The following is a 17,965-nucleotide window of genomic DNA, read 5'->3' as shown; positions in this document are numbered from 1 at the left end:
CCGATTTTCTTCATCAAAAATACGGCAGAGAATCCTGCGTTTCCTCTTGGATTCTCTGCCGTAATCCTTTTTTCCTGCTTATGCTCTGATTTCCGTCCCGTCCTTGAAGGTCACCCGGATATCGTCTTTGCTGTACACTGTGATGAAATCCACCAGGCTGCCCCACAGCCGGGCATCGAACTCCTTAATGAGATCCTGATTCCTAAGCTCCTTGATGAAGCTGTCCATCTGACGGCTCCGGGCCTTGCGATACTGGATGGCTTCACAGGTCTTGTCGTACTGCGTCTTCGCTGCTTCATACCGACTGACCAGTTCGTTGTAGTTCCGGTCATAATCATCCTGGTTCTGCGCGACCCTGGCGTTCTCGGCTATGAGCTGCTGTATCTTGTCGGCCAGCAGGTTCAAATCTGTGCTTATCCTGTCCCGCTCCTCTTCCAAGTCTTCTGTGTCAGTGAGCCGTTCCTTCAGCAGTGTGATGCTGTCAAGTACGTCCGCTTTGTTTTCGATGAGCTGATTGACGGCCCGGACGAAGGCTTCCTTGATATCATCCTCTGTCAGATGTGGTGTCTTGCAATGGCTCTTGAACTTATCGTTGCATCGGTAGATGGTTCTGCGGTACTTGTCGGTCGAATGCCAGACCTTGGCCCCGTACCAGCCTCCGCACTGGCCGCACTTGATTTTGCTGGAGAAGATGGATACGCCGCTGTAACGTCCCCTGCCTTCACGCCGCCGCTTGATTTCTTCCTGTACCCAGTCGAAGACCTGCGGGCTGATGATGGCTTCGTGGTTATTTTCCACATAGTACTGCGGCACTTCCCCTTCATTCGCTTTCGTTTCTTTGGTCAGGAAGTTGACGGTGAACCGCTTCTGCAGCAGGGCATCGCCCTTGTATTTCTCATTTGTCAGGATGCTCTCTACCGTCCCCGGATACCAGCGTTTCTTTCTTGCCGGAGTTTCCAGCCCTCTGGAAGTCAGCTCCCTGGCAATGGAGTGGAAGGTATACCCGTCCAGGAACAAGCGGTAAATCAGTTTCACCGTCTTGGCCTGTTCCCGGTTGACGACCAGATTCCCGTCCGGTCCCCGGTCATAGCCAAGGAAATGGCCGAACGGCACACACACCTTCCCGTCAGCGAATCGCTTCCGATGGCCCCAGGTGACGTTTTCCGAGATGCTCCTGCTTTCTTCCTGCGCCAGGGAACTCATGATGGTGATGAGGAGTTCGCCCTTGGCATCGAGCGTCCAGATATTTTCCTTCTCGAAATATATCTCGATGCCCTTGTCCTTGAGCTTGCGTACCGTTGTCAGGCTGTCTACGGTATTTCTGGCGAAGCGGCTGACTGATTTTGTGACGATGAGGTCGATTTTCCCATCCATGGCATCCCTGACCATCCGCTTGAAGCCATCGCGGTGACGCGTGTTGGTAGCCGAGATGCCTTCATCGGTGTAGATGCCGACAAATTCCCAGTCATCCCGTTCCCTGATATAGTTCGTATAATAATCGACCTGTGCTTCATAGCTGCTGATCTGGTCATCATGGTCCGTGGAAACCCTGGCATAGCCCGCTACTCTCCGCTTCTTCCGGCTGTTAATCGGAGCCGCCGTATAACGGCTGATGGTGGCCGGGATGGCCCTTACTGTCTTTGCCACTTTTCTCCGCTCTCCTTTCTCCGTGCCTTGGGACGCCGCTTGGATGGCGTAGGCGTATAAGAAATCTCTTCTGTTCTCCCACTCTTGAAATGGACAGTCAAGCAGTCTGGCTTTCCGGCTTCGATAGATTCCACTTTTCCCCGGAATCTATCCTCATCAAAGTCCTCTAACCCCATGGCCTCTGCGGCCACACGCTTCAGGTCATCTTCCCGGATGCTGACCGATTCACATTTGCCGCCTTTGCTGCATCGCCAATAAACAGGCCTGTCATGCTTCGTTTTGCACCTCCGGAAAGAGGATCCGCACAAGGCGCACCGGACACGTGTCGTAAAGGCGGAGAACCGTGTTCCCTTGCCATTGGCCATGTAGTTTTTCATCCATGCCCTCTGGCGATCCTTATACTCATCGGTCCAGCAATCCTTTTTCGCCGTTGATACCCAGTGCCGGATAAGCTTCTGTCCGTTTTTCATACAGAAAACCATCACGTGGTATTCTGGCACTACTATCTTTTCGACCTGGTCAAGGAAGGCCTGCTCATCGAAATCATCCAGGCCTAGGACTTCTGTACTCTCCTTTACAAGGACTGCATGCGGGATACTTCCTTTTGCGCCGCAATTCCGGCCTTTCAGCTTATGGGAGCCACAATCCCAGAATTCTTCAAAGCCCCGGTCTGTGCGGCGATTGTGCATATAACTCCGACCGCAGATGCCGCATTTGATTTTCCCCGTGAAGCAGGTCGTATTCAAGGACTTATTGGCCAGCGCCCCCAGTTCCTTTCGCCGCGCCATCTCCTGCTGCACGTAATCAAAGGTTTCCTTGTCGATGATAGGCTCATGCGTATTTTCAACATAATACCTAGGAAGTTCTCCCCGGTTCTTCTTCCGCTTCTTGAGGATTGGATCCGTCACATATTCCTTCTGGAAAAGCATATTGCCGGTATAGGTAACATTGGTCAGGACAACCCTGATGTTGGAATCCATCCAGCGGCGGCCATTCCGGGTCGTGATGCCTTCGGCAGCAAATTCCCGTTCGGTTTCAAGACGTGACTTGCCATCCAGGAAATTCTGGAAGATGCGTCTGACAACAGCCGCTTCCTTGGGGACTATCACCAGGGTATCCCCTTCCCAACGATACCCGTAAACACGGAACCGCCCGTTAGGATTCCCCTGCTCAAATCGTTTCTTCACTCTCCATCTGACATTTTCGCTGATGGAACGGCTCTCTTCCTGGGCGAAGGAGGCCAGGATGGTCATCATCAGCTCGCCGTCCCCGCTCATGGTATGGATATTCTCTTTTTCAAACCAGACTTCGACGCCTAGCTCTTTCAAATGCCGGACGGTACGCAGAAGGTCTACGGTGTTGCGTGCGAAGCGCTGGATGGACTTGGTCAGGATGATGTCTATCTTCCCGGCTTCGGCATCTTCCAGCATCCGCAGGAATTCCTGCCTCTTCTTCATCCCCGTCCCAGAGATGCCATAGTCGGCATAGACCCCGGCGTATTCCCAGTCCGGGTTCTTCTGGATGAGGCTGCTGTAATAACTGACCTGCGCCGAAAGGGAATGGTGCATCCGCTCCGATTCCATGGATACGCGGGCATAGGCTGCGACTTTCTTTCGCTGCTTCAAATTTGGTATGCGTCGTTCAATCTTACGGATAGTCCGCATAGAATCAGCTCCTTTCGACACTATATATCACTCTGTTTGATACAATTATCAAGTGTATAAGTCCCCGGAAAACGGCGGATAGCGGCGGATCATCTCCTGCACGAAGTCCCGGTACTCCTTCCCGGTGATGAGCTTTTCGGCCAGCATCCGCCTTGCCAGATGCATCACCACCTGGAAGGCTGTTTCATTTTGAAACGACCTCTTATCCATGGCGGACACCTCCGAACCGGTATGCAATATAGCAGGCATGGGAGCAGAACTTCCGATGGCTGTTGCCGTAGACAGTGAATTTCTTCCCGCAAGCCGGACAGGTATAGGTGTAGACTGCTTTCCGCTTCACCAGCTCCAGATGTGCATTCCACCACTTATTCCGGCAGACATCGCAGCAGAACCTTTTCCGCTTCCGTCCCGGATTCTGTTCAATCGGCTTTCCACACTGCTCACAGACTGCCCCCGCTGTACTGGCAGCAAGACTGTGCCGTCGGCAGAACGACTTCACCGTGTTGATGGAAATCTGGAGCCGCGCCGCAATCCTGCCATACCCCGCCCCATCCCGGCGCAGGGCAATGATCTGTTGTTTCTGTTCGTCCGTCATCGAGGACACCTCCTGAAAATTTAGCTTTTAGGAGTAATAGGACAGAACAGCTATCGTTAAGTACTTTGATGGCAAAAAAATACGGATGCCCATGTGAGCATCCGATTTTTCATTACTCGTACTAAATAATAAGTACGGCTGTGCTGTACCTATAGTAGCTGTCGTTTCAGTGTGTTATAATTAAAGAAACTCAATATAAACACACCACGGCTTAGAAAATTTACAGACGGTGTGTACACAAGGAGCTTCTATGGCCGCTATCGTCACCTTGAATCAAGACAGCCCTTCTGTCCAATATTTATGCAAAAAAGATAAACGACTGACAAAAGTCATCAGCATGGTTGGCCCGATTACCTATGAACCACACACTGATAATCCCTTTCCTTTTCTGATCCATGAAATCATCGAGCAGATGCTGTCGATAAAAGCCGGAGCCAAAATCTATGGGCGGTTTGAAGAATTATGTGCTGGTCAGATAACCCCGGAGTCTATTTCAAAGCTCTCCGTTGAGGAAATCAAGGCAATCGGTACTTCTACTGCGAAGGCTAACTATATAAAAAACGCAGCTTCAGCCGTCTTGACAGGAGAACTTGATTTTACGAAGTTTCCTGATATGACAGATGAAGCTGCGCTCAAAGAATTAGTCAGTCTTCGCGGCATTGGTACTTGGACTGCAAAGATGTATTTGATCTTCGTCCTGGACAGACAGGATATCCTGCCATTCGAAGACGTTGCTTTTTTACAAAGCTACAAATGGCTTTATAAAACAGAAGATGTGTCGAGAGCATCCATAGAAAAGAAATGTAAAAAGTGGAAGCCCTACTCCTCCATTGCTGCCCGGTTTCTTTACCGGGCTTTGGACATGGGATTTACAAAAAAAGAATTTCATCTATTTAAAAGGAATGATTAATTATGGGAATGCGAGAAGAAGCAGAAAAAATACTAAAAAAAGCATATGCTGTTGCGAGTTATAATCCAGAGTCAACTTGTACACATGAAGAGTTAATTGATTATGTTATTGACAACACCCATCTGACTTATAAATATGTACTGTTTACAGCTCTTTTATCTAAAGCTACTGATGAAAAAATAAATCCTCTTTGTCTTCAAAAGAAATCAACGCTTCCAGGAGCCTATGACGCAAGAACAATTTGTCATAAAGTAATTGTGCCTTTTGAGATGGAAGTCTTAAAAAAAGCGATGGGTGGCTCTAATGAACCTTTTTTAAACAAACCGGCCCGGTTCCCTGAACTAAGCAAAACCAACGCAGTTCGCAGAGGAAATGACCAAAATATATTAAATGCATTATGTGATAATTTACCTACAATAAAAACATCACAAGATGCATTTGATTGTTTGGTGTACTTACTCTGTAAATTAATCAAATTACGAGATGCACAAAAAAAATCTTTGAATTTCTATGTACGTGAAACTTCGAATACCCCAGCTTTGTTATGGACATACATCATAAAAGCGCTGAAAGAAAGCTTCGAAGGTGAAATTCTTACTTTAATGGTTGCAGGAACGTATCATTTAATTTATAAAGACCGTCCTGGTGCAAGAGTCGAAGTCCATCCCGTTAATCAAAGCGGTGCGTCAGGACGAGAAGTCAGCGATTTAGATATCTACGTCGATAATGAGTTAATTTCTTCTAACGAATTAAAAGATAAAAATTTCTCTGAACCAGATGTTCGACATGCTGCAGATAAAGTTATTACTGCAGGCGGAAATCATATGTTATTTATTTTTGGTCCTCGAGCATGTCCTGAATCAGATTTCATTAATGATATTCAGCAAGAATATCTAAGTAAAAATTTTTTCTTACGTGTAGTACCCTATAACGAATTCTTTTCTAGCTTACTGAACTGTATCGCCGAACCAGACACTAAAGAATTTATGAAGTTCATTCTAAAAGTTGCGCATGACACTAAATTCAAAGAAGAAGTCATCGCATACCTAGACGCCTTAGGTCAACAAATTTTTGGGTTGAAGCATATTTGACTAATAAAGATGGAGAAATATGAGTTCCTTACTCATACTTCTCCATGTACTTCAATGTAGCTTTAGCTACAGCCTCGGCTAGATTGCAAGGTACAGCATTACCAATTTGTGTATATATTTTCCCTTTATTTCCACAAAAAATATAGTCATCAGGGAAAGTCTGTATACGAATAGCTTCATTGATTGTCAAACGACGTAATCGTTTTGGAGCTTCTTCGAATTGGGGAGTTATTGATCCATCAAGTAATCCTTTATGGTATTTTACTACCCAGTCTTCATCAGCCTTTCCGTACAAATATTCTTCATCTACAAAAGGAGTTTTGTTTCCTCCCATAGAAGCTGGCAGCGTATTTGCATATCCATCGATATTGATTGGTCTTCCCTGGCCATTGAAGTACATTCCTGCATATGGTGATTTTCTCATAATTGGATGAGTTGCGAATGTAATTTTGGCCGTACATGTATTTGGGTTTTTATCCGTACCAGCCTTTCCTAAATCTTTTAATAAGTCTCTAATGATAGGGGCTTTTTTCTTTTCCTCATCTAAAAGCTCATTCATATGGTACTCGAAAAAGATGTCTGAATTATCCCTAACCCCAACAAAAAATACACGTTCCCTTTTTTGCGAAACATTAAACTCAGTTGCATTCAAAACAAAGGGTAAGCATTGGTAGCCTAACATTGCGGCTGTATCTAAATATCGTTTTCTGACGTCCCCCCACTTTTCTAACTTTGCCAAAGCTTTTACATTTTCCATCACGAATGCCTTGGGCCGTACTTTTTTTATAACATCCAGAAATGTAAAAATCAATTTACTTCGACTATCATCAGGGTCCATTTTACCCGCTACAGAAAACCCTTGGCAAGGCGGCCCCCCAAAAACAAAATCTACTCCAGAATACTTATCAAGCTCATTAATGACATTGTTGATGTCATCATTAATCATTCTGCTTTCCTGATGATTGGCTTTATAAGTTTCTGATGCTTCTGGCATAATTTCGTTTGCAACAAGAACTTGGATTCCCGCTTTTTCAAAGCCAACATCCATTCCTCCCGCACCTGAAAACAATGAAATCGCAGTTTTTTTCTTATCCATATGAACAACTCTACTTTCTTTATTTATTGGCTTTTATATATTTTCCTGTATGTATTCTTGCATCGATAGGTTTAAGTGCATCAATCGGAATTGCCCACACTCTACTGAAACGAAAAGCGCCTTCAATTCTTCCTTCGCTGCATAACACTTGAATACGTCGCATAGTAATATTCCACTTCTTAGAAGCTTCCTTAACCGTCATATATTCCATGATTACTTATCTCCAGAATTTACGTATGTCTGATTTTATACCATTAAGCGAACAATATCAAGTAAAAACAGGGCTTACGGCTATTCTTAATACCGATTTACAAAGACTTCATAAAAGTCACTACGTTTCTCTTCATCATCGAAATCTGCATCAATGAACATCTGCAGTTCTTTCTTCATTGATTCATACAGAGAAGATGAATCTTTGGCATCAGAATAAGCAGTGTGAACCATTTCGCCGTACACACCACAGGTGATGGCATCGTAACGAATGCATCGTTCTAAGGTAATACGGCATTGTCCTTTATATTCTTCATCTTTTAGAATCTTGCCGCCTTCAGAGCCGATTTGATTTAATTCTTCGGTGAGTACCTTCCACATGTTGCTTTCCTCTCAATCAGCCATTTACAGTCCAGACATTGAAAGTTCTTATTTTTCATTGTAACATAAAAAGCCAGTACAGAACATCCTTCCCGATGTCCCATACCGGCTCTTTTCATGCAATCTTCTGTTTTACATCAGCCACGATGGCTTTGACCGCCTGCTGCATCAAGGTGATATACAGCCTGTTCCGGATCTTCACCCACCAGCTTGTGGTGGTCTGGATTTCGGCTTCCAGCGGGTCTGTGAGGTTCTTCATCTGCGCTTCCACCAGCTTCTGGACATCATCCAGGTCGATGGACTTGATGGCCGCTTCGGCTTCGCTCCTGGCAAAGGATACGACGGCATCGGCGACGGCTTTCTTGATTTCATCACGATTCATAGTCACTTACCTCCTAGAATCAGCTGTTCGTAATCGGTGATGCCCCGTGCCACTGCTCTGGCCAAGGCATCCTGAGCATTGGCCAGGATTTCTTCATCACTAGGATTGGTGATGAAGGCCAGTTCGACCAGGACAGCGGGCATGTCCGTGTTCGTGAGGACATACAGGCCGTTGACGCCGGGCGTGGCAATCTTCACGCCCCGGTCTGTCGTATCCAGGGCATCGACAATCTGGTTCTGGATGCAACTAGCCAGCATGCTGCCACGGTAACTGCCGGCACAGGCCCAGGTTTCCGTGCCGTTGGCTTCTTCGGATTCAGCGGCATTGCAGTGGATGGACACGAAGATGTCCGCATCACTGGCATTGGTGGCCTCGCAGATTTCCTCCAGGCTGTCAGACTGGAGCAGTTCTGTTGCTACTCCTGCCGCATTCAGGTAACTTTCCGCAGATTGACCGACTGCCAAAGCGACATCGCACTCACGCAGACCGCTTTCACTATTGACGGCCCCCGGATCGGGATGGCCGCCCGGCGCATGGCCGGGATTCAGGAATACTTTCATGTTTTTCTTCTCCTTTCTGATGAACGGCGGACTTCACGGTGCCGCCGATGTAACCGAGAAGCCCTGACGCAATGGACATAGCCAGTTCGTTCAGGGCATAAAAAATCGCCAGGATTAGTGCTGTGACCAGACCGATAATGACGATACAGTCGGGGATATTCACTTTCTCAAACAAACTCATCCCACCACCTTAACTGTCAGTATGACTTCTGCATTTGTCTCTGAAGATTCTGCCAGATAAGAATATAAAGCATCTGATATTTCCCCAATCATTATGACCCCCAGATCATTATCTTTCTCATAGAACAATTCTGTGGTATCCGATATTCCTGTCCCTGTCGTAAGTTCAACTTTGCAACCTGCATATCGTTTTTCTTCATCCAACAGGAACAGCAGCCCTTTACGGCTTCCATTTTCCAGAGCCCCCACGCCGACTATCTTAGGGCTTTCCGGGGATTGCTTCGTCGTCATAAGCATATGGCCAGTCAGCCACTGCGTGCCCTGTCCCGTCATCGTAAGGCTTACATCTGTAAAAGGAACAGTGGGAATCGGGGCGGCGTCGGTTGCACTGACAATCATGCCATTACTGATGGGTGCCGATATATAAGCAAGTTGAGGATTGGTACTGCTGTTTTCCTGCTCTTCCCCGTTGATAGTGATTTTCCCCGCATAATAATCGGTATCTGCTTTCAAGTTGATGCTCAAGGTATCCTGATACGTTGTAGCATATACGGTATTTCCATCTGAGTCTGTTTGTGAGGATAACTCCGGATGGTTGCAGGTAAGCGTAATGGTCTGATGCTCTTTTTGAATCAGGGTTATCGTCTTTCGTGCATCTGCCTGTGACAGGTCAGCCGTCCCCGTCACCAGTTCACCCTCTGAAGTATAAAACTTTTTCCCCTTAGCCACATCGGCGGCTTTCGCCGTTGTGTCAGACACTTCGCAGAACCGTGCCCTGCCGCCTTTTTTTAGGGGAATCAGGATGGATGGCACTTCGCTGTAACTGGCTCCGGCTATCGTCACATTTACCTTCATGGCCTTCCCTCCTTACTCGACAGTCAGGATTTTCGTCAGGCTGTCCTGGGAAACGGAAACGGTCGTCAGACTGCCCGTCACCTTGGTACCATTGATGTAGGCCGTCTTACCGCTGACAATCGTCCCCGCGGCGGCGGTGGCATCACTGGTATCGACTACGCTGGACTTGCCGCTGATGCCGAGGACCGTCACCCCGGACTTGATGTTCCCGCTGACCAGCTTGGCCTGTTCCTCGCTGCTGATGCGGACTGCCCCTTTGCCGTTATGGAACCCGGCCGGGATGGTATACGTGCCATCGGCCTTGCTGATACTGCCGCTGATGGCTCCGTTATTGGGCATGGAACCCGCGACGAAGCCGTTCCCGATAAAAGCGGATTTTCCCGTCAGGATATCGCCCGATGCCGCCGCAGCCCCGGTCGTATCATAAAAGACAGCTGTCCCCTGCCCTTCTGCCAAAGGGATGGAAACCTGCGGCACTTCCGCATACACGACCGAATTGATTTTTACGTTTTTCGCCATGTTGATTGCTCCTTTACTCGACTTTCAACTCATAGCCATTAAAGCTGATTCTGCCATAGTTCGACGGGATGGCAGCTACCGTCACCCGGGAAAGGGCCGCATGACCGCTGTCAGCGGTGACGACCTGTTCCTCGTCGGATGGGACGATGCATCTTTCCTGAAAGTCCCCGGAAGGGGCCTGGGGCATGGAAAGAATGCCGACAAGGTTGTTCCCCTTATGTGCCATTGTCCGTCACGCCCCTTTCCAGGAAAAAAGGCCGGGGCGGAATAAGGGTATCGGTGTATCCGTTCTCCCGCACCAGCTCCACATCATAGATATAACGGCCGCAGGGAAGGTTCCGGGTATCGTCCGGCCAGAAAACCAGGAAGCACGCCGCCCCTTCCTGCCGGATGCCCTGTTCCAGTGTCTTGGTCAGGACAGGCTTTTCATCGGCAAAGTTTTGTTTCAGCGTGAACGCCAGCTCATCGTGCTTTCCAGGGATGAAAGGTTCCCCCGTCACACGGTCGCAAATGACCAGGCGGATTTCTGCCGAATCACCCCTCACAAGGCGGATCCGGTTCTGCACTACAGAGAAGCTCATTTCCATCCCCCCTGTCCCGGCTGCCGCTGTTCCATGGCATCCAGTCTGCGGTGGGCATGTTCTGCCAGGGCTTCCACCCGGGACAGCCGTTCCGCCATCTTCTGCCGCTTGGCTTCCGTATCCGACAGCTGGCGGCGAAGTTCTGCGATACAGTCCCGGAGGCTCCGCACCGATTCATTCAGCGGCTTGATGACGCTGAAATTAAAGATGACGCCGCAGAGCATCAGGACCGATACCAAGGATGCGGCCATCTGTAACCATTCAGCCATATTCCTCACCTCCTAGCCTGTCCGCTGGAACATGTACACGACGATGGACGGCTGCATGTTGTTGTGCGGCTGGCCACCACCCGTCCGGGAAAGGCTGTGGGAATGATTCCCATCCCAGGAGGTATGCCCGTCCACCTGATTCCCATGCCAGCAACCGTCGCCATAACCTACGGCAACAGGTGCATCATTGCCTTCACAGGCATCCCACTGGAAGTTGCGCGGCAATGACCCGCAGGACCAGTGACGATGATTTCCGCTGTCTCCGACTGTATGGCCATGAGCCGGAGTTTCTGGAATCGTAAGGTTGTGCTTCTCCTCACCCAGCTTGTCCCCGGCCTTGTACATGGTTCCGCTGTCTGCCGTACCGGCACCAATCAGGCAGCGGCCCATGGCAAAGGCCACCCAGGTCGTACCCGGCCAGTACGTTGCCGGATTCTTCCCGTCTGCGGAAATATAGATGGCATTGACAGGGAACGGACAGGCCTGAATCTTAGCCACGGCTTCCTCGTCCATATCGGCGTAGGTGACCTTGCCCCAGCTGCCATTGCTGTGCAGGACGGTATTCAGCTTCCCGGCTGAAGGTGACGGGACCATGCCGCTCTGGCCTGCCGTCTTTTCGCCGCAACCGCTGAAATCTGGCAGGGTGATATCCTTCGTGCCATCAAAGACAACCCGGTGAATCTTCCGCCCCGTCTGCAGCTTCGACGCACTGGCCGCATTGCCGCTGATGCCGCTGGCATGGGCCTTGGCATCGGTCAGATGGGCATTGATGTCGGCTGCCGTAGCGGAAATCCGCTCATAGAGCCGGGCATCATTACTGACCAGCTGGGACACGGTCTTGTTCTGCTGATTGAAGACGACCGGGTCTTCTGAAAGATATTGAGGGAAAAGCACGTCATAATCCAGCGTATTCTCCACAGCTTCTGTGGGCCGGACTTCCTGTCCGGCACGGTCCGGGAAGTCGGCAGACCATTTCTCTTTGCTGTAATCATCCATTTGTCATCACTCCTTTTTGGGATACGATGGTTGCCGTCGAGAAGGTGGCTTCTCCGTTCCAGTGAATCTTGCCATTCCAGGAATAACCCAGGTAGATGGCGTATCCCAGATGGGCCGGCTTGTAGATGTTGAGCTGCGTGATGAGCTTCTGCAAGGTCGTGGTATCTTTGCCGTTCATGATGCAGTACACCTTGAAGTAGTATTCCTCATTGACTTCCTCGATATGGCCGACACTGTAGAGATTGATGATAGAGTTCATGAAATCTTTTGTAGACACATCCACGTGCTGCAGCTTGAAGAGAATCCGCTGTCTGCGAAATTCGTCACTATCTCCGTCACTGGGCTTGATGCCCAGGAACGATTCATAAAGCGGCAGCGCCCAGGTGGCGGTGTTCACGAAGAAGTTGTCCGCCAGGTCCTGCAGAGCCAGGCGCAGACGGTCATGCTCCTCATTGCAGGTTTCTGCCGCGCAGTGGAACATCGGGTCTTTCGATAAGAAATGCGGCAAATACTTCAGGATATCCATCCGGCTCTGCCGCATCCAGTCATTGGCTGACAAGGTTCAGCACCACCTTCCCTACCACGGGGATCTGCTCGTTCGTCAGTTCCACGTTGGCCGCTTTTCCATTAAGCTTCAAATCCTTATAATCCGTAATGCCGCTGATGGAAAGGAGGAGTTTCCCCATCTGGGCCAGGCTGACATAAGAAAGCGTGAAGCCCGTCTGCTTGAGATAGGCTGTCATGGCTGCCTTTACGGCATCGGGGCTAGCTGTGCCATAGACATCTGCCGTCAAATCAATGGATAATGGCGCCGGCGAAACGACGGTCACGGTCGCACCGATAGGCCGCTGGCTTTCGATGTAGTCATAGACTTCCTGTATCAGTTCAGCCGATGCCGATTCATTCTCTGCCGTGACGATGATGACCTTCACCGTGCCATTGCCCTGCCAGAGCGGGATGACTTTGCAGTTCCCGACGCCATCGACAGACATGGCCCAGTCACGATAATGATTGGCATTGCCCGAGGTGATAGGCTGGCGCACCCGGAACAGGAGCCGGGCAAGGAGTGCGTCATCCGTTTCTTCATCCGCCCCATCGGTGCATTTCTTATGGTTAACGACTGCCGAGATATTCGGGATGGAATAGGGGATTTCTGTAATCGTTCCTTCGGCCACATTGCCAGTCGCCCCGGCATCGGCGGCTTCCACAGGAATCGTAACCTCAGCGGCACCGGCAGGAATGGTGGCCGACTCCAGGGTGTAAAAGCGCCGGCCGTCTTTTGTCTGGAAGAGACTGCTGCGGATGATATAGGCCCCTGCCATCCCTGTCACCGTGACTTCGCCGTTGGCTTTGACGGCCTTCTTGCGATCGACGCCAAATTCCGCTGCCCGCAGCGTCAGGTAGTCGCCCCAGGACGTTTCGGCAAAGGCCGCGTCGCGCAGCATGGCCATCTCGGCATAGCTGCTCTCAAATTCCACGGCATTGGCGTCAATCAGGTCGCGGGCAAAGGTACCTTCCATGGTACTTTGCTCTTTTTCCGTGATGGTGTGCAGGGTCTGGACCATGCGGCTTTCAATCACGTCTTTGGTCTGTGCATCGAATAAATTGCTCATGCCTCGCTCCTTCCTGCCGTCACGGTCAATGATTCGTCACTGTAAATGGAAGTGACGTCAACCGTAATGGCCAAATCATCCCGTTCCCGCTTCTCCACCTCGATATGGTTAATGCGGGCAATGTACGGATTCACCATTAATCCCTCACGGATATTCTGGCAAATCCTGTCTGCCGTATACTGGCTGTTTGGCGCTCTCCCCTGATACGGCTCGATGGTAATGCCATAGCTGTCATCATAGGCCAAGTAGCGATACCGCTCGGTGAGGATTGCCTTATAAATCCAGACCTTGAGGGCTTCATTTTCCGTCACCATCAGGTTCTGGCCTTTTTCGTCGTAGCGGAAGCACTGCTTATCAAAGTCATAGCCGTATTCTACAAAAAGAGGCAGCGACTCATTCCGGTTCGCTGCCTGGATGCTGTTCATTGCTACAAAAGGATCAGCCATGGCCATCAATCCTCACAATCTCATCCAAAATAATGTACTGCTGAATCCGGTCGTTGATGAGCATGGGCATGATGGCCACGTACATGCCGGGCTTCAGCGTATCCGTATAGATGACGGAATCGGTGTAGGCATTATCGATATCATGATTATGGGACTGGTAAGCCGCATCGCCGCTGCCGCCGGCACGGTTCTGTGTCGCCGATACCAGATGGCCTTTAGCCGTGCGGCCATAACCTGCCAGGAGATAATGGGAAATCCACAGCTCCTCTTTCGTCAGGATGATGCCGTTGTAACGGACTTTAATCTCTGGCGGCGAAGCAAGGATCTGCCCGATTTGAATGTCCGGGCTATTGCTGCTGCGGCTGACCTGCTCCATCAGATTCAGCAGGCTGATATACGGATTTTTCTGCATCTCCTGTCACCCCCTCGATGTCTTGATGATGGTCGCCGGATAATAGTCGCTCCCCATATCGATGCTGCCTTCGTAGTGATGAAAACAGCCATAGACATTGGAGCTGTTGCCCCAGCAGCCGCCGCTTCCGTCATAGACGACGACATGCCAGTTCGGGTCCGGCTTGCTGTAGCGGTTGTACATGATGATGTCGCCCTTTTCGAGCTGCGACGGGTCATAAGGGATAGCCATACCCTGCGCTTCGGCATCGGCGCGCAGCTGGTCGCAGCCTTTCACGCCATTGTTATATTCCTGCGCTACAAAAGGGGAATAGCCCGCCGCAGCGATGGTCGCCCGGTCGACACAGCCTTCTGAGCCATAGGGAGAAACGGTACCCTCGAAATTGGCCATGCACGCATCGACCACACTGCTGCCAGCGATAGCGCCACCTGCAGGAACAGAAGATGTCGATTCCGTTTCCGCTGGCGGCACATAGTCTGGGTTGGCATTGTACGATGTACTGTCCAGTTCCTGTTTCTGCTCATCCAGCAGTTTGTTGAATACCAGATGCAGCTCCATCAGGTGCTTGTTGCCTTCGATTTTATGGCTGTCCGACTTGATGAAGAACTGGCCCTTGAGCTGTTCTTCCTGGACTGAGACAGAAAGCCCAGCGATGCACTGGATATGACCGATGGCCCGGATGGACATGTCATGGGCGACGGTCTTCAGCATGGCCCTTGCCTGCGAGGCATCGTCCTGCTTAGGGTCGGCCTTGCAAATGGCCTGGATGAGACCAAATTTCTGGATGTCTGTAGTATTGGGCAGCTCCCCCTTCGTCTGTCCCGTACTGTCAACGACGACCACTTTCGATACCATGTCTTCCACCGATTCAGAAACAGACGCGCCCGTCAGATTCGTCACATCGCTGATCAGGAAGTCCCCCACCACCTGGTCATTCATGCAGACCACGTTGAGCTTCCCTTCGGTCATGTAGATATGGTATCCCTTTCCATCCTGTGCAGACTGATAGGATAATGCCTGCTTGATAGCCTCCGTAGCCGAGATATCATCGGCAATGAAATTGCAGGTGACGGGCAGGTCGGGAATAGTCCCGGCCGGAATAGAAAAGTCATTGATGGTCTGGCGGATGGCGTCGGCCACTGTGACGTTCGTGTACTTCTTGGTCATGCGGGACTTGGCCAGATAGACGATATTGTCAAAGGCTGTAAAATGCATCACGGAAGAGCCGCTCTCCCGGCTGCGGCCAAAAATACGTCCCTGGAACAGGTGGACAGTCTGCTGCGTCTTATCGTCAATGTGGATAAACAGCACCTCGTCCCCCAGTTCCAGTTCCGGATTCTGCCAAGATTTATCCCGTGTCGTATAGGCCAGGTCGAATTCCAGCCTGCGTCCGGCCTGCTCGACGTCCCCGGACCAAGTTGCACAAATCAGCCAGCCCGTAAGGTCTGCGTTCTCGGGCTTTTTCTGGCCTTCCGTCTGAGCATCCTCGGTATTGCTTTTCTTATTGATTCTTTGCAACTGGAACATTTTCATCATTCCTTTTGAGGTTCATCGTCGTCAGGCGGATGATATCCCCGGGCGAAAGACCGCCGTTACGGACGATGCTGCGATAGATCTGGAACTTCGAGAACTGCTCATTGTTGAGCGTCACCGATTTCCCCACGGCCCGGCCGATGACGTTGCCGATGCTGTCACCGGGATAATAGGTGATGTTCTTCTTCATCTTCGACCAGAACGATTCCGGCCGCTTCTTCAGCCCTGTCGCAGCATCGGTCTTTCCCGTCTCCGGTGCTGTGACGTAGCGGTACTCCGTCAGGCCCAGCTCGTAATAGACATCGCCGCTGCCGTCCTTTTCACCAAACTTGAAGGACGAAATCAGGCAGGGCATGGAAAGCGGCGTATCCGACACCGTCAGCTGACAGACGCTGTCACCGGTACGCATCGTTTCCAGTTGGGCGATGTATGTATAAGGCGCAAGGCCCATCATGGCAAAGGGATAATCCTGTGCTGGGAAAAATCCGGAAAGGGTCAGTGTCCTGAGTCCCGTCTTTCCCATCATGAGGTAGTCGCCGAAGTTATTGATGTTCACCGTGCCATGATTCGTATTGACAGATACCATCAGCTCCGAAGGCAGGACGGGAAAGACCACCGCTGCCGATTCAGAAGAGAGAGAAATCGTGAGGGAAGATGCAGCCTGGCCGATGGCGTTCAACAGAGATGCTAAGAAAGAACTCATCAGAGGGTCGCTCCTTTCATGCGGTTCATGCCGTACAGTCTCATTTTTTCGACGAGTTTTTCAGCGACGGCGTCGATGTCCTGCTCGCTGCGGACGTTCATCGTATCAATGCAGATGGTGATGCCGCCGCTGCCGGCGTTCATGGCCTGACGGATGCTTTCATCATGAGGTATGACCGTACTGCCGTTGGGCAGGTGTACCAGCTCGCCCCGGCGGTCTTCATTGATGACGGCAAAGCCGCCACGAAAGTTCTCGACACCGCTTTCAAAGTGGCTGATACTTGGGATATCAAATCCCACATGGGTCGGCGCCCCTCCCGTCAGGGACGGAATGTCGATAGACAGGCCGTTGATGCTGGAAATCAGGCCGTTCACCTGGTCGATGACCCAGTTCACACCGCTGCGAAAGGTGTCCTTGATGCTTTCCCAGATACTGGAGGCCGTCTCGCTGATGCCGTTCATGGCTCCGTCCCAGGCAGAACTGATCCAGTTCATCCCTGCATCGACGGCGTCCGATACAGCCTGTATAGCCTGTTCGATATAATGCGACACGGTATCCCAGTTCCTCCACAGAAGGTACAAGGCAGCAATAATCGCGGCAATGATGATAATGATGGGATTGGCCATGGCTGCGGCGCCTACGGCACGGATGATGGTGATCATCATGCGTCCGGCAGTCAGAAAGGTACTGCCCATGCCCCTGGCCACGATGGCAATGCCCCGGCAGACCGGAATGAGTCCTTTGAACTGGGTCGAGAGATACTTCGAGACACTGCCGGCTTTGCTAATGCCCGTGGCAATAGAGTTGAAAGTACCAAAAGCCCTGCCGCCGACCGTCAGCACCCGCCCCAGGGTGGAACCGAAGAGCTGGAAGGTCACGATGCCAAAAGCCACCTGGCCAATCAGCGTTTTCTGTTCCGGTGTAAGCGCACGAAACCAGGCAGCCAGTTCCTTGACGCGCATCGACATGGCCTTGAAGTACGGCGTAAACGACACTGCTAAATCCATGCCGGCATTCTTCAGCTGGTTCATGGTAATTTGCATCTGCTCCGACGGGGTCAGCATCTTCTCATAGGCTTCCCGGGTCATGCCGGCAGACTGGGCCATCTGGTCCATGACCTTATCGAAGTCCCCGGCTCCCTTGCCCGTCAGGACCAGGATGCTGTTCAGGCCCTCGACAGAGCCAAAGAGCTGGGCCATCTGTTCGGCATCGCCGCCTGTCGCCCGCTTCACTTCGTCCAGGAACTTCACCCAGCCCACGCTCTGCAGATGAGCCGCATTGAACTCAAGGCCAAGGGACTGAGCCAGTTTCGCCGCTTCGGC

The 17,965-nt window shown here is 50.8% G+C and carries 25 protein-coding genes; 2 read left to right on the top strand and 23 right to left on the bottom strand.

The window, feature by feature from the left end:
- Window positions 1-78 precede the first annotated feature (78 nt).
- Genes QZL64_RS02805 through QZL64_RS02790 form a run of 4 tightly spaced genes read right to left on the bottom strand, consistent with a single transcriptional unit; the run spans window position 79 to window position 3,906 of the window.
- A complete protein-coding gene (locus tag QZL64_RS02805; protein ID WP_014128548.1) occupies window positions 79-1,647 on the bottom strand; it encodes a recombinase family protein in 1,569 nt (522 codons plus the stop codon).
- A complete protein-coding gene (locus tag QZL64_RS02800) occupies window positions 1,632-3,311 on the bottom strand; it encodes a recombinase family protein (protein WP_014128549.1) in 1,680 nt (559 codons plus the stop codon). The genes QZL64_RS02805 and QZL64_RS02800 overlap by 16 nt, the downstream gene beginning before the upstream one ends.
- A gap of 48 nt (window positions 3,312-3,359) precedes the next feature.
- Window positions 3,360-3,521, bottom strand: a complete 162-nt coding sequence (locus QZL64_RS02795; protein ID WP_193352757.1) for an SHOCT domain-containing protein — start codon at window positions 3,519-3,521, stop codon at window positions 3,360-3,362.
- Window positions 3,514-3,906, bottom strand: a complete 393-nt coding sequence (locus tag QZL64_RS02790) for a deoxyribose-phosphate aldolase (RefSeq protein WP_014128550.1) — start codon at window positions 3,904-3,906, stop codon at window positions 3,514-3,516. The genes QZL64_RS02795 and QZL64_RS02790 overlap by 8 nt, the downstream gene beginning before the upstream one ends.
- A 250-nt stretch (window positions 3,907-4,156) precedes the next feature.
- Here QZL64_RS02790 and QZL64_RS02785 point away from each other — a divergent pair, with 250 nt between their 5' ends.
- Both QZL64_RS02785 and QZL64_RS02780 read left to right on the top strand, forming a co-directional pair.
- Window positions 4,157-4,816: a DNA-3-methyladenine glycosylase family protein gene (locus QZL64_RS02785; RefSeq protein ID WP_014128551.1), complete on the top strand. Its 660-nt coding sequence runs from the start codon at window positions 4,157-4,159 to the stop codon at window positions 4,814-4,816.
- Window positions 4,817-4,818: 2 nt separating this feature from the next.
- Complete coding sequence (locus QZL64_RS02780; protein WP_014128552.1) at window positions 4,819-5,907, top strand: restriction endonuclease, SacI family; 1,089 nt, start codon at window positions 4,819-4,821, stop codon at window positions 5,905-5,907.
- A 28-nt stretch (window positions 5,908-5,935) separates the two neighbouring features.
- On the opposite strand, the gene QZL64_RS02775 is transcribed toward QZL64_RS02780, so the two are convergent.
- From QZL64_RS02775 to QZL64_RS02685, 19 genes are all read right to left on the bottom strand, one after another.
- On the bottom strand, window positions 5,936-7,003 hold the full coding sequence (locus tag QZL64_RS02775; RefSeq protein ID WP_014128553.1) for a DNA cytosine methyltransferase: 1,068 nt from the start codon (window positions 7,001-7,003) through the stop codon (window positions 5,936-5,938).
- Window positions 7,004-7,022: 19 nt separating this feature from the next.
- Window positions 7,023-7,214 (bottom strand): hypothetical protein, encoded by a 192-nt coding sequence (locus QZL64_RS02770; RefSeq protein WP_021840512.1) that lies wholly within the window; start codon window positions 7,212-7,214, stop codon window positions 7,023-7,025.
- 86 nt (window positions 7,215-7,300) lie between these two features.
- On the bottom strand, window positions 7,301-7,594 hold the full coding sequence (locus QZL64_RS02765; RefSeq protein WP_014128554.1) for a hypothetical protein: 294 nt from the start codon (window positions 7,592-7,594) through the stop codon (window positions 7,301-7,303).
- 115 nt (window positions 7,595-7,709) lie between these two features.
- Entirely contained in the window at window positions 7,710-7,976 is a 267-nt protein-coding gene (locus QZL64_RS02760; RefSeq protein WP_014128555.1) for a hypothetical protein, read from the bottom strand.
- Window positions 7,977-7,978: 2 nt separating this feature from the next.
- Entirely contained in the window at window positions 7,979-8,536 is a 558-nt protein-coding gene (locus QZL64_RS02755) for an N-acetylmuramoyl-L-alanine amidase family protein (RefSeq protein ID WP_014128556.1), read from the bottom strand.
- Window positions 8,472-8,717: a hypothetical protein gene (locus QZL64_RS02750; protein WP_071818993.1), complete on the bottom strand. Its 246-nt coding sequence runs from the start codon at window positions 8,715-8,717 to the stop codon at window positions 8,472-8,474. The genes QZL64_RS02755 and QZL64_RS02750 overlap by 65 nt, the downstream gene beginning before the upstream one ends.
- A complete protein-coding gene (locus QZL64_RS02745) occupies window positions 8,714-9,571 on the bottom strand; it encodes a hypothetical protein (protein ID WP_014128557.1) in 858 nt (285 codons plus the stop codon). Before QZL64_RS02745 ends, QZL64_RS02750 begins: the two co-directional genes overlap by 4 nt.
- Window positions 9,572-9,583: 12 nt before the next feature.
- On the bottom strand, window positions 9,584-10,090 hold the full coding sequence (locus QZL64_RS02740) for a hypothetical protein (protein ID WP_021840511.1): 507 nt from the start codon (window positions 10,088-10,090) through the stop codon (window positions 9,584-9,586).
- A 13-nt stretch (window positions 10,091-10,103) separates the two neighbouring features.
- The gene (locus QZL64_RS02735; RefSeq protein WP_014128559.1) at window positions 10,104-10,316 is read right to left on the bottom strand and encodes a hypothetical protein; all 213 of its coding nucleotides are present in this window, start codon (window positions 10,314-10,316) and stop codon (window positions 10,104-10,106) included.
- A complete protein-coding gene (locus tag QZL64_RS02730; RefSeq protein ID WP_021840510.1) occupies window positions 10,306-10,671 on the bottom strand; it encodes a hypothetical protein in 366 nt (121 codons plus the stop codon). Before QZL64_RS02730 ends, QZL64_RS02735 begins: the two co-directional genes overlap by 11 nt.
- Window positions 10,668-10,940, bottom strand: coding sequence for a hypothetical protein (locus QZL64_RS02725; protein ID WP_021840509.1), 273 nt, complete (start codon window positions 10,938-10,940; stop codon window positions 10,668-10,670). The genes QZL64_RS02730 and QZL64_RS02725 overlap by 4 nt, the downstream gene beginning before the upstream one ends.
- A 12-nt stretch (window positions 10,941-10,952) precedes the next feature.
- Window positions 10,953-11,936 (bottom strand): phage baseplate protein, encoded by a 984-nt coding sequence (locus QZL64_RS02720; protein WP_014128562.1) that lies wholly within the window; start codon window positions 11,934-11,936, stop codon window positions 10,953-10,955.
- The gene (locus tag QZL64_RS02715) at window positions 11,929-12,495 is read right to left on the bottom strand and encodes a putative phage tail protein (RefSeq protein ID WP_296309226.1); all 567 of its coding nucleotides are present in this window, start codon (window positions 12,493-12,495) and stop codon (window positions 11,929-11,931) included. The genes QZL64_RS02720 and QZL64_RS02715 overlap by 8 nt, the downstream gene beginning before the upstream one ends.
- Window positions 12,482-13,549, bottom strand: coding sequence for a baseplate J/gp47 family protein (locus QZL64_RS02710; protein ID WP_021840507.1), 1,068 nt, complete (start codon window positions 13,547-13,549; stop codon window positions 12,482-12,484). Before QZL64_RS02710 ends, QZL64_RS02715 begins: the two co-directional genes overlap by 14 nt.
- Window positions 13,546-13,995: a DUF2634 domain-containing protein gene (locus tag QZL64_RS02705; protein ID WP_014128565.1), complete on the bottom strand. Its 450-nt coding sequence runs from the start codon at window positions 13,993-13,995 to the stop codon at window positions 13,546-13,548. Before QZL64_RS02705 ends, QZL64_RS02710 begins: the two co-directional genes overlap by 4 nt.
- On the bottom strand, window positions 13,988-14,407 hold the full coding sequence (locus QZL64_RS02700) for a DUF2577 domain-containing protein (RefSeq protein ID WP_014128566.1): 420 nt from the start codon (window positions 14,405-14,407) through the stop codon (window positions 13,988-13,990). The genes QZL64_RS02705 and QZL64_RS02700 overlap by 8 nt, the downstream gene beginning before the upstream one ends.
- Before the next feature lie 6 nt (window positions 14,408-14,413).
- Window positions 14,414-15,934 carry an XkdQ/YqbQ family protein gene (locus QZL64_RS02695; RefSeq protein ID WP_021840506.1) on the bottom strand — a complete coding sequence of 507 codons (1,521 nt, stop codon included), beginning with the start codon at window positions 15,932-15,934 and terminating at the stop codon, window positions 14,414-14,416.
- Entirely contained in the window at window positions 15,909-16,643 is a 735-nt protein-coding gene (locus QZL64_RS02690; protein WP_021840505.1) for a hypothetical protein, read from the bottom strand. Before QZL64_RS02690 ends, QZL64_RS02695 begins: the two co-directional genes overlap by 26 nt.
- On the bottom strand, window positions 16,643-17,965 hold a 1,323-nt coding region (locus QZL64_RS02685; protein ID WP_296309223.1), incomplete at its 5' end, for a phage tail tape measure protein. The genes QZL64_RS02685 and QZL64_RS02690, both read right to left, overlap by 1 nt.

The sequence above is a fragment of the Veillonella sp. CAG:933 genome (assembly GCF_000431435.1).
GTDB lineage: Bacteria > Bacillota > Negativicutes > Veillonellales > Veillonellaceae > Veillonella_A.
The sequence above is the reverse complement of the archived record's forward strand: the minus strand, read 5'-3'. Positions and strand labels throughout refer to the sequence as shown.

What these genes read in the sequence shown, in the direction of transcription:
- QZL64_RS02800 (WP_014128549.1), bottom strand. Translation starts at nt 3,311, where the DNA reads ATGCGGACTATCCGTAAGATTGAACGACGCATACCAAATTTGAAGCAG.
- QZL64_RS02795 (WP_193352757.1), bottom strand. Translation starts at nt 3,521, where the DNA reads ATGGATAAGAGGTCGTTTCAAAATGAAACAGCCTTCCAGGTGGTGATG.
- QZL64_RS02790 (WP_014128550.1), bottom strand. Translation starts at nt 3,906, where the DNA reads ATGACGGACGAACAGAAACAACAGATCATTGCCCTGCGCCGGGATGGG.
- QZL64_RS02785 (WP_014128551.1), top strand. Translation starts at nt 4,157, where the DNA reads ATGGCCGCTATCGTCACCTTGAATCAAGACAGCCCTTCTGTCCAATAT.
- QZL64_RS02780 (WP_014128552.1), top strand. Translation starts at nt 4,819, where the DNA reads ATGGGAATGCGAGAAGAAGCAGAAAAAATACTAAAAAAAGCATATGCT.
- QZL64_RS02775 (WP_014128553.1), bottom strand. Translation starts at nt 7,003, where the DNA reads ATGGATAAGAAAAAAACTGCGATTTCATTGTTTTCAGGTGCGGGAGGA.
- QZL64_RS02770 (WP_021840512.1), bottom strand. Translation starts at nt 7,214, where the DNA reads ATGGAATATATGACGGTTAAGGAAGCTTCTAAGAAGTGGAATATTACT.
- QZL64_RS02765 (WP_014128554.1), bottom strand. Translation starts at nt 7,594, where the DNA reads ATGTGGAAGGTACTCACCGAAGAATTAAATCAAATCGGCTCTGAAGGC.
- QZL64_RS02760 (WP_014128555.1), bottom strand. Translation starts at nt 7,976, where the DNA reads ATGAATCGTGATGAAATCAAGAAAGCCGTCGCCGATGCCGTCGTATCC.
- QZL64_RS02755 (WP_014128556.1), bottom strand. Translation starts at nt 8,536, where the DNA reads ATGAAAGTATTCCTGAATCCCGGCCATGCGCCGGGCGGCCATCCCGAT.
- QZL64_RS02750 (WP_071818993.1), bottom strand. Translation starts at nt 8,717, where the DNA reads ATGAGTTTGTTTGAGAAAGTGAATATCCCCGACTGTATCGTCATTATC.
- QZL64_RS02745 (WP_014128557.1), bottom strand. Translation starts at nt 9,571, where the DNA reads ATGAAGGTAAATGTGACGATAGCCGGAGCCAGTTACAGCGAAGTGCCA.
- QZL64_RS02740 (WP_021840511.1), bottom strand. Translation starts at nt 10,090, where the DNA reads ATGGCGAAAAACGTAAAAATCAATTCGGTCGTGTATGCGGAAGTGCCG.
- QZL64_RS02735 (WP_014128559.1), bottom strand. Translation starts at nt 10,316, where the DNA reads ATGGCACATAAGGGGAACAACCTTGTCGGCATTCTTTCCATGCCCCAG.
- QZL64_RS02730 (WP_021840510.1), bottom strand. Translation starts at nt 10,671, where the DNA reads ATGAGCTTCTCTGTAGTGCAGAACCGGATCCGCCTTGTGAGGGGTGAT.
- QZL64_RS02725 (WP_021840509.1), bottom strand. Translation starts at nt 10,940, where the DNA reads ATGGCTGAATGGTTACAGATGGCCGCATCCTTGGTATCGGTCCTGATG.
- QZL64_RS02720 (WP_014128562.1), bottom strand. Translation starts at nt 11,936, where the DNA reads ATGGATGATTACAGCAAAGAGAAATGGTCTGCCGACTTCCCGGACCGT.
- QZL64_RS02710 (WP_021840507.1), bottom strand. Translation starts at nt 13,549, where the DNA reads ATGAGCAATTTATTCGATGCACAGACCAAAGACGTGATTGAAAGCCGC.
- QZL64_RS02705 (WP_014128565.1), bottom strand. Translation starts at nt 13,995, where the DNA reads ATGGCTGATCCTTTTGTAGCAATGAACAGCATCCAGGCAGCGAACCGG.
- QZL64_RS02700 (WP_014128566.1), bottom strand. Translation starts at nt 14,407, where the DNA reads ATGCAGAAAAATCCGTATATCAGCCTGCTGAATCTGATGGAGCAGGTC.
- QZL64_RS02695 (WP_021840506.1), bottom strand. Translation starts at nt 15,934, where the DNA reads ATGTTCCAGTTGCAAAGAATCAATAAGAAAAGCAATACCGAGGATGCT.
- QZL64_RS02690 (WP_021840505.1), bottom strand. Translation starts at nt 16,643, where the DNA reads ATGAGTTCTTTCTTAGCATCTCTGTTGAACGCCATCGGCCAGGCTGCA.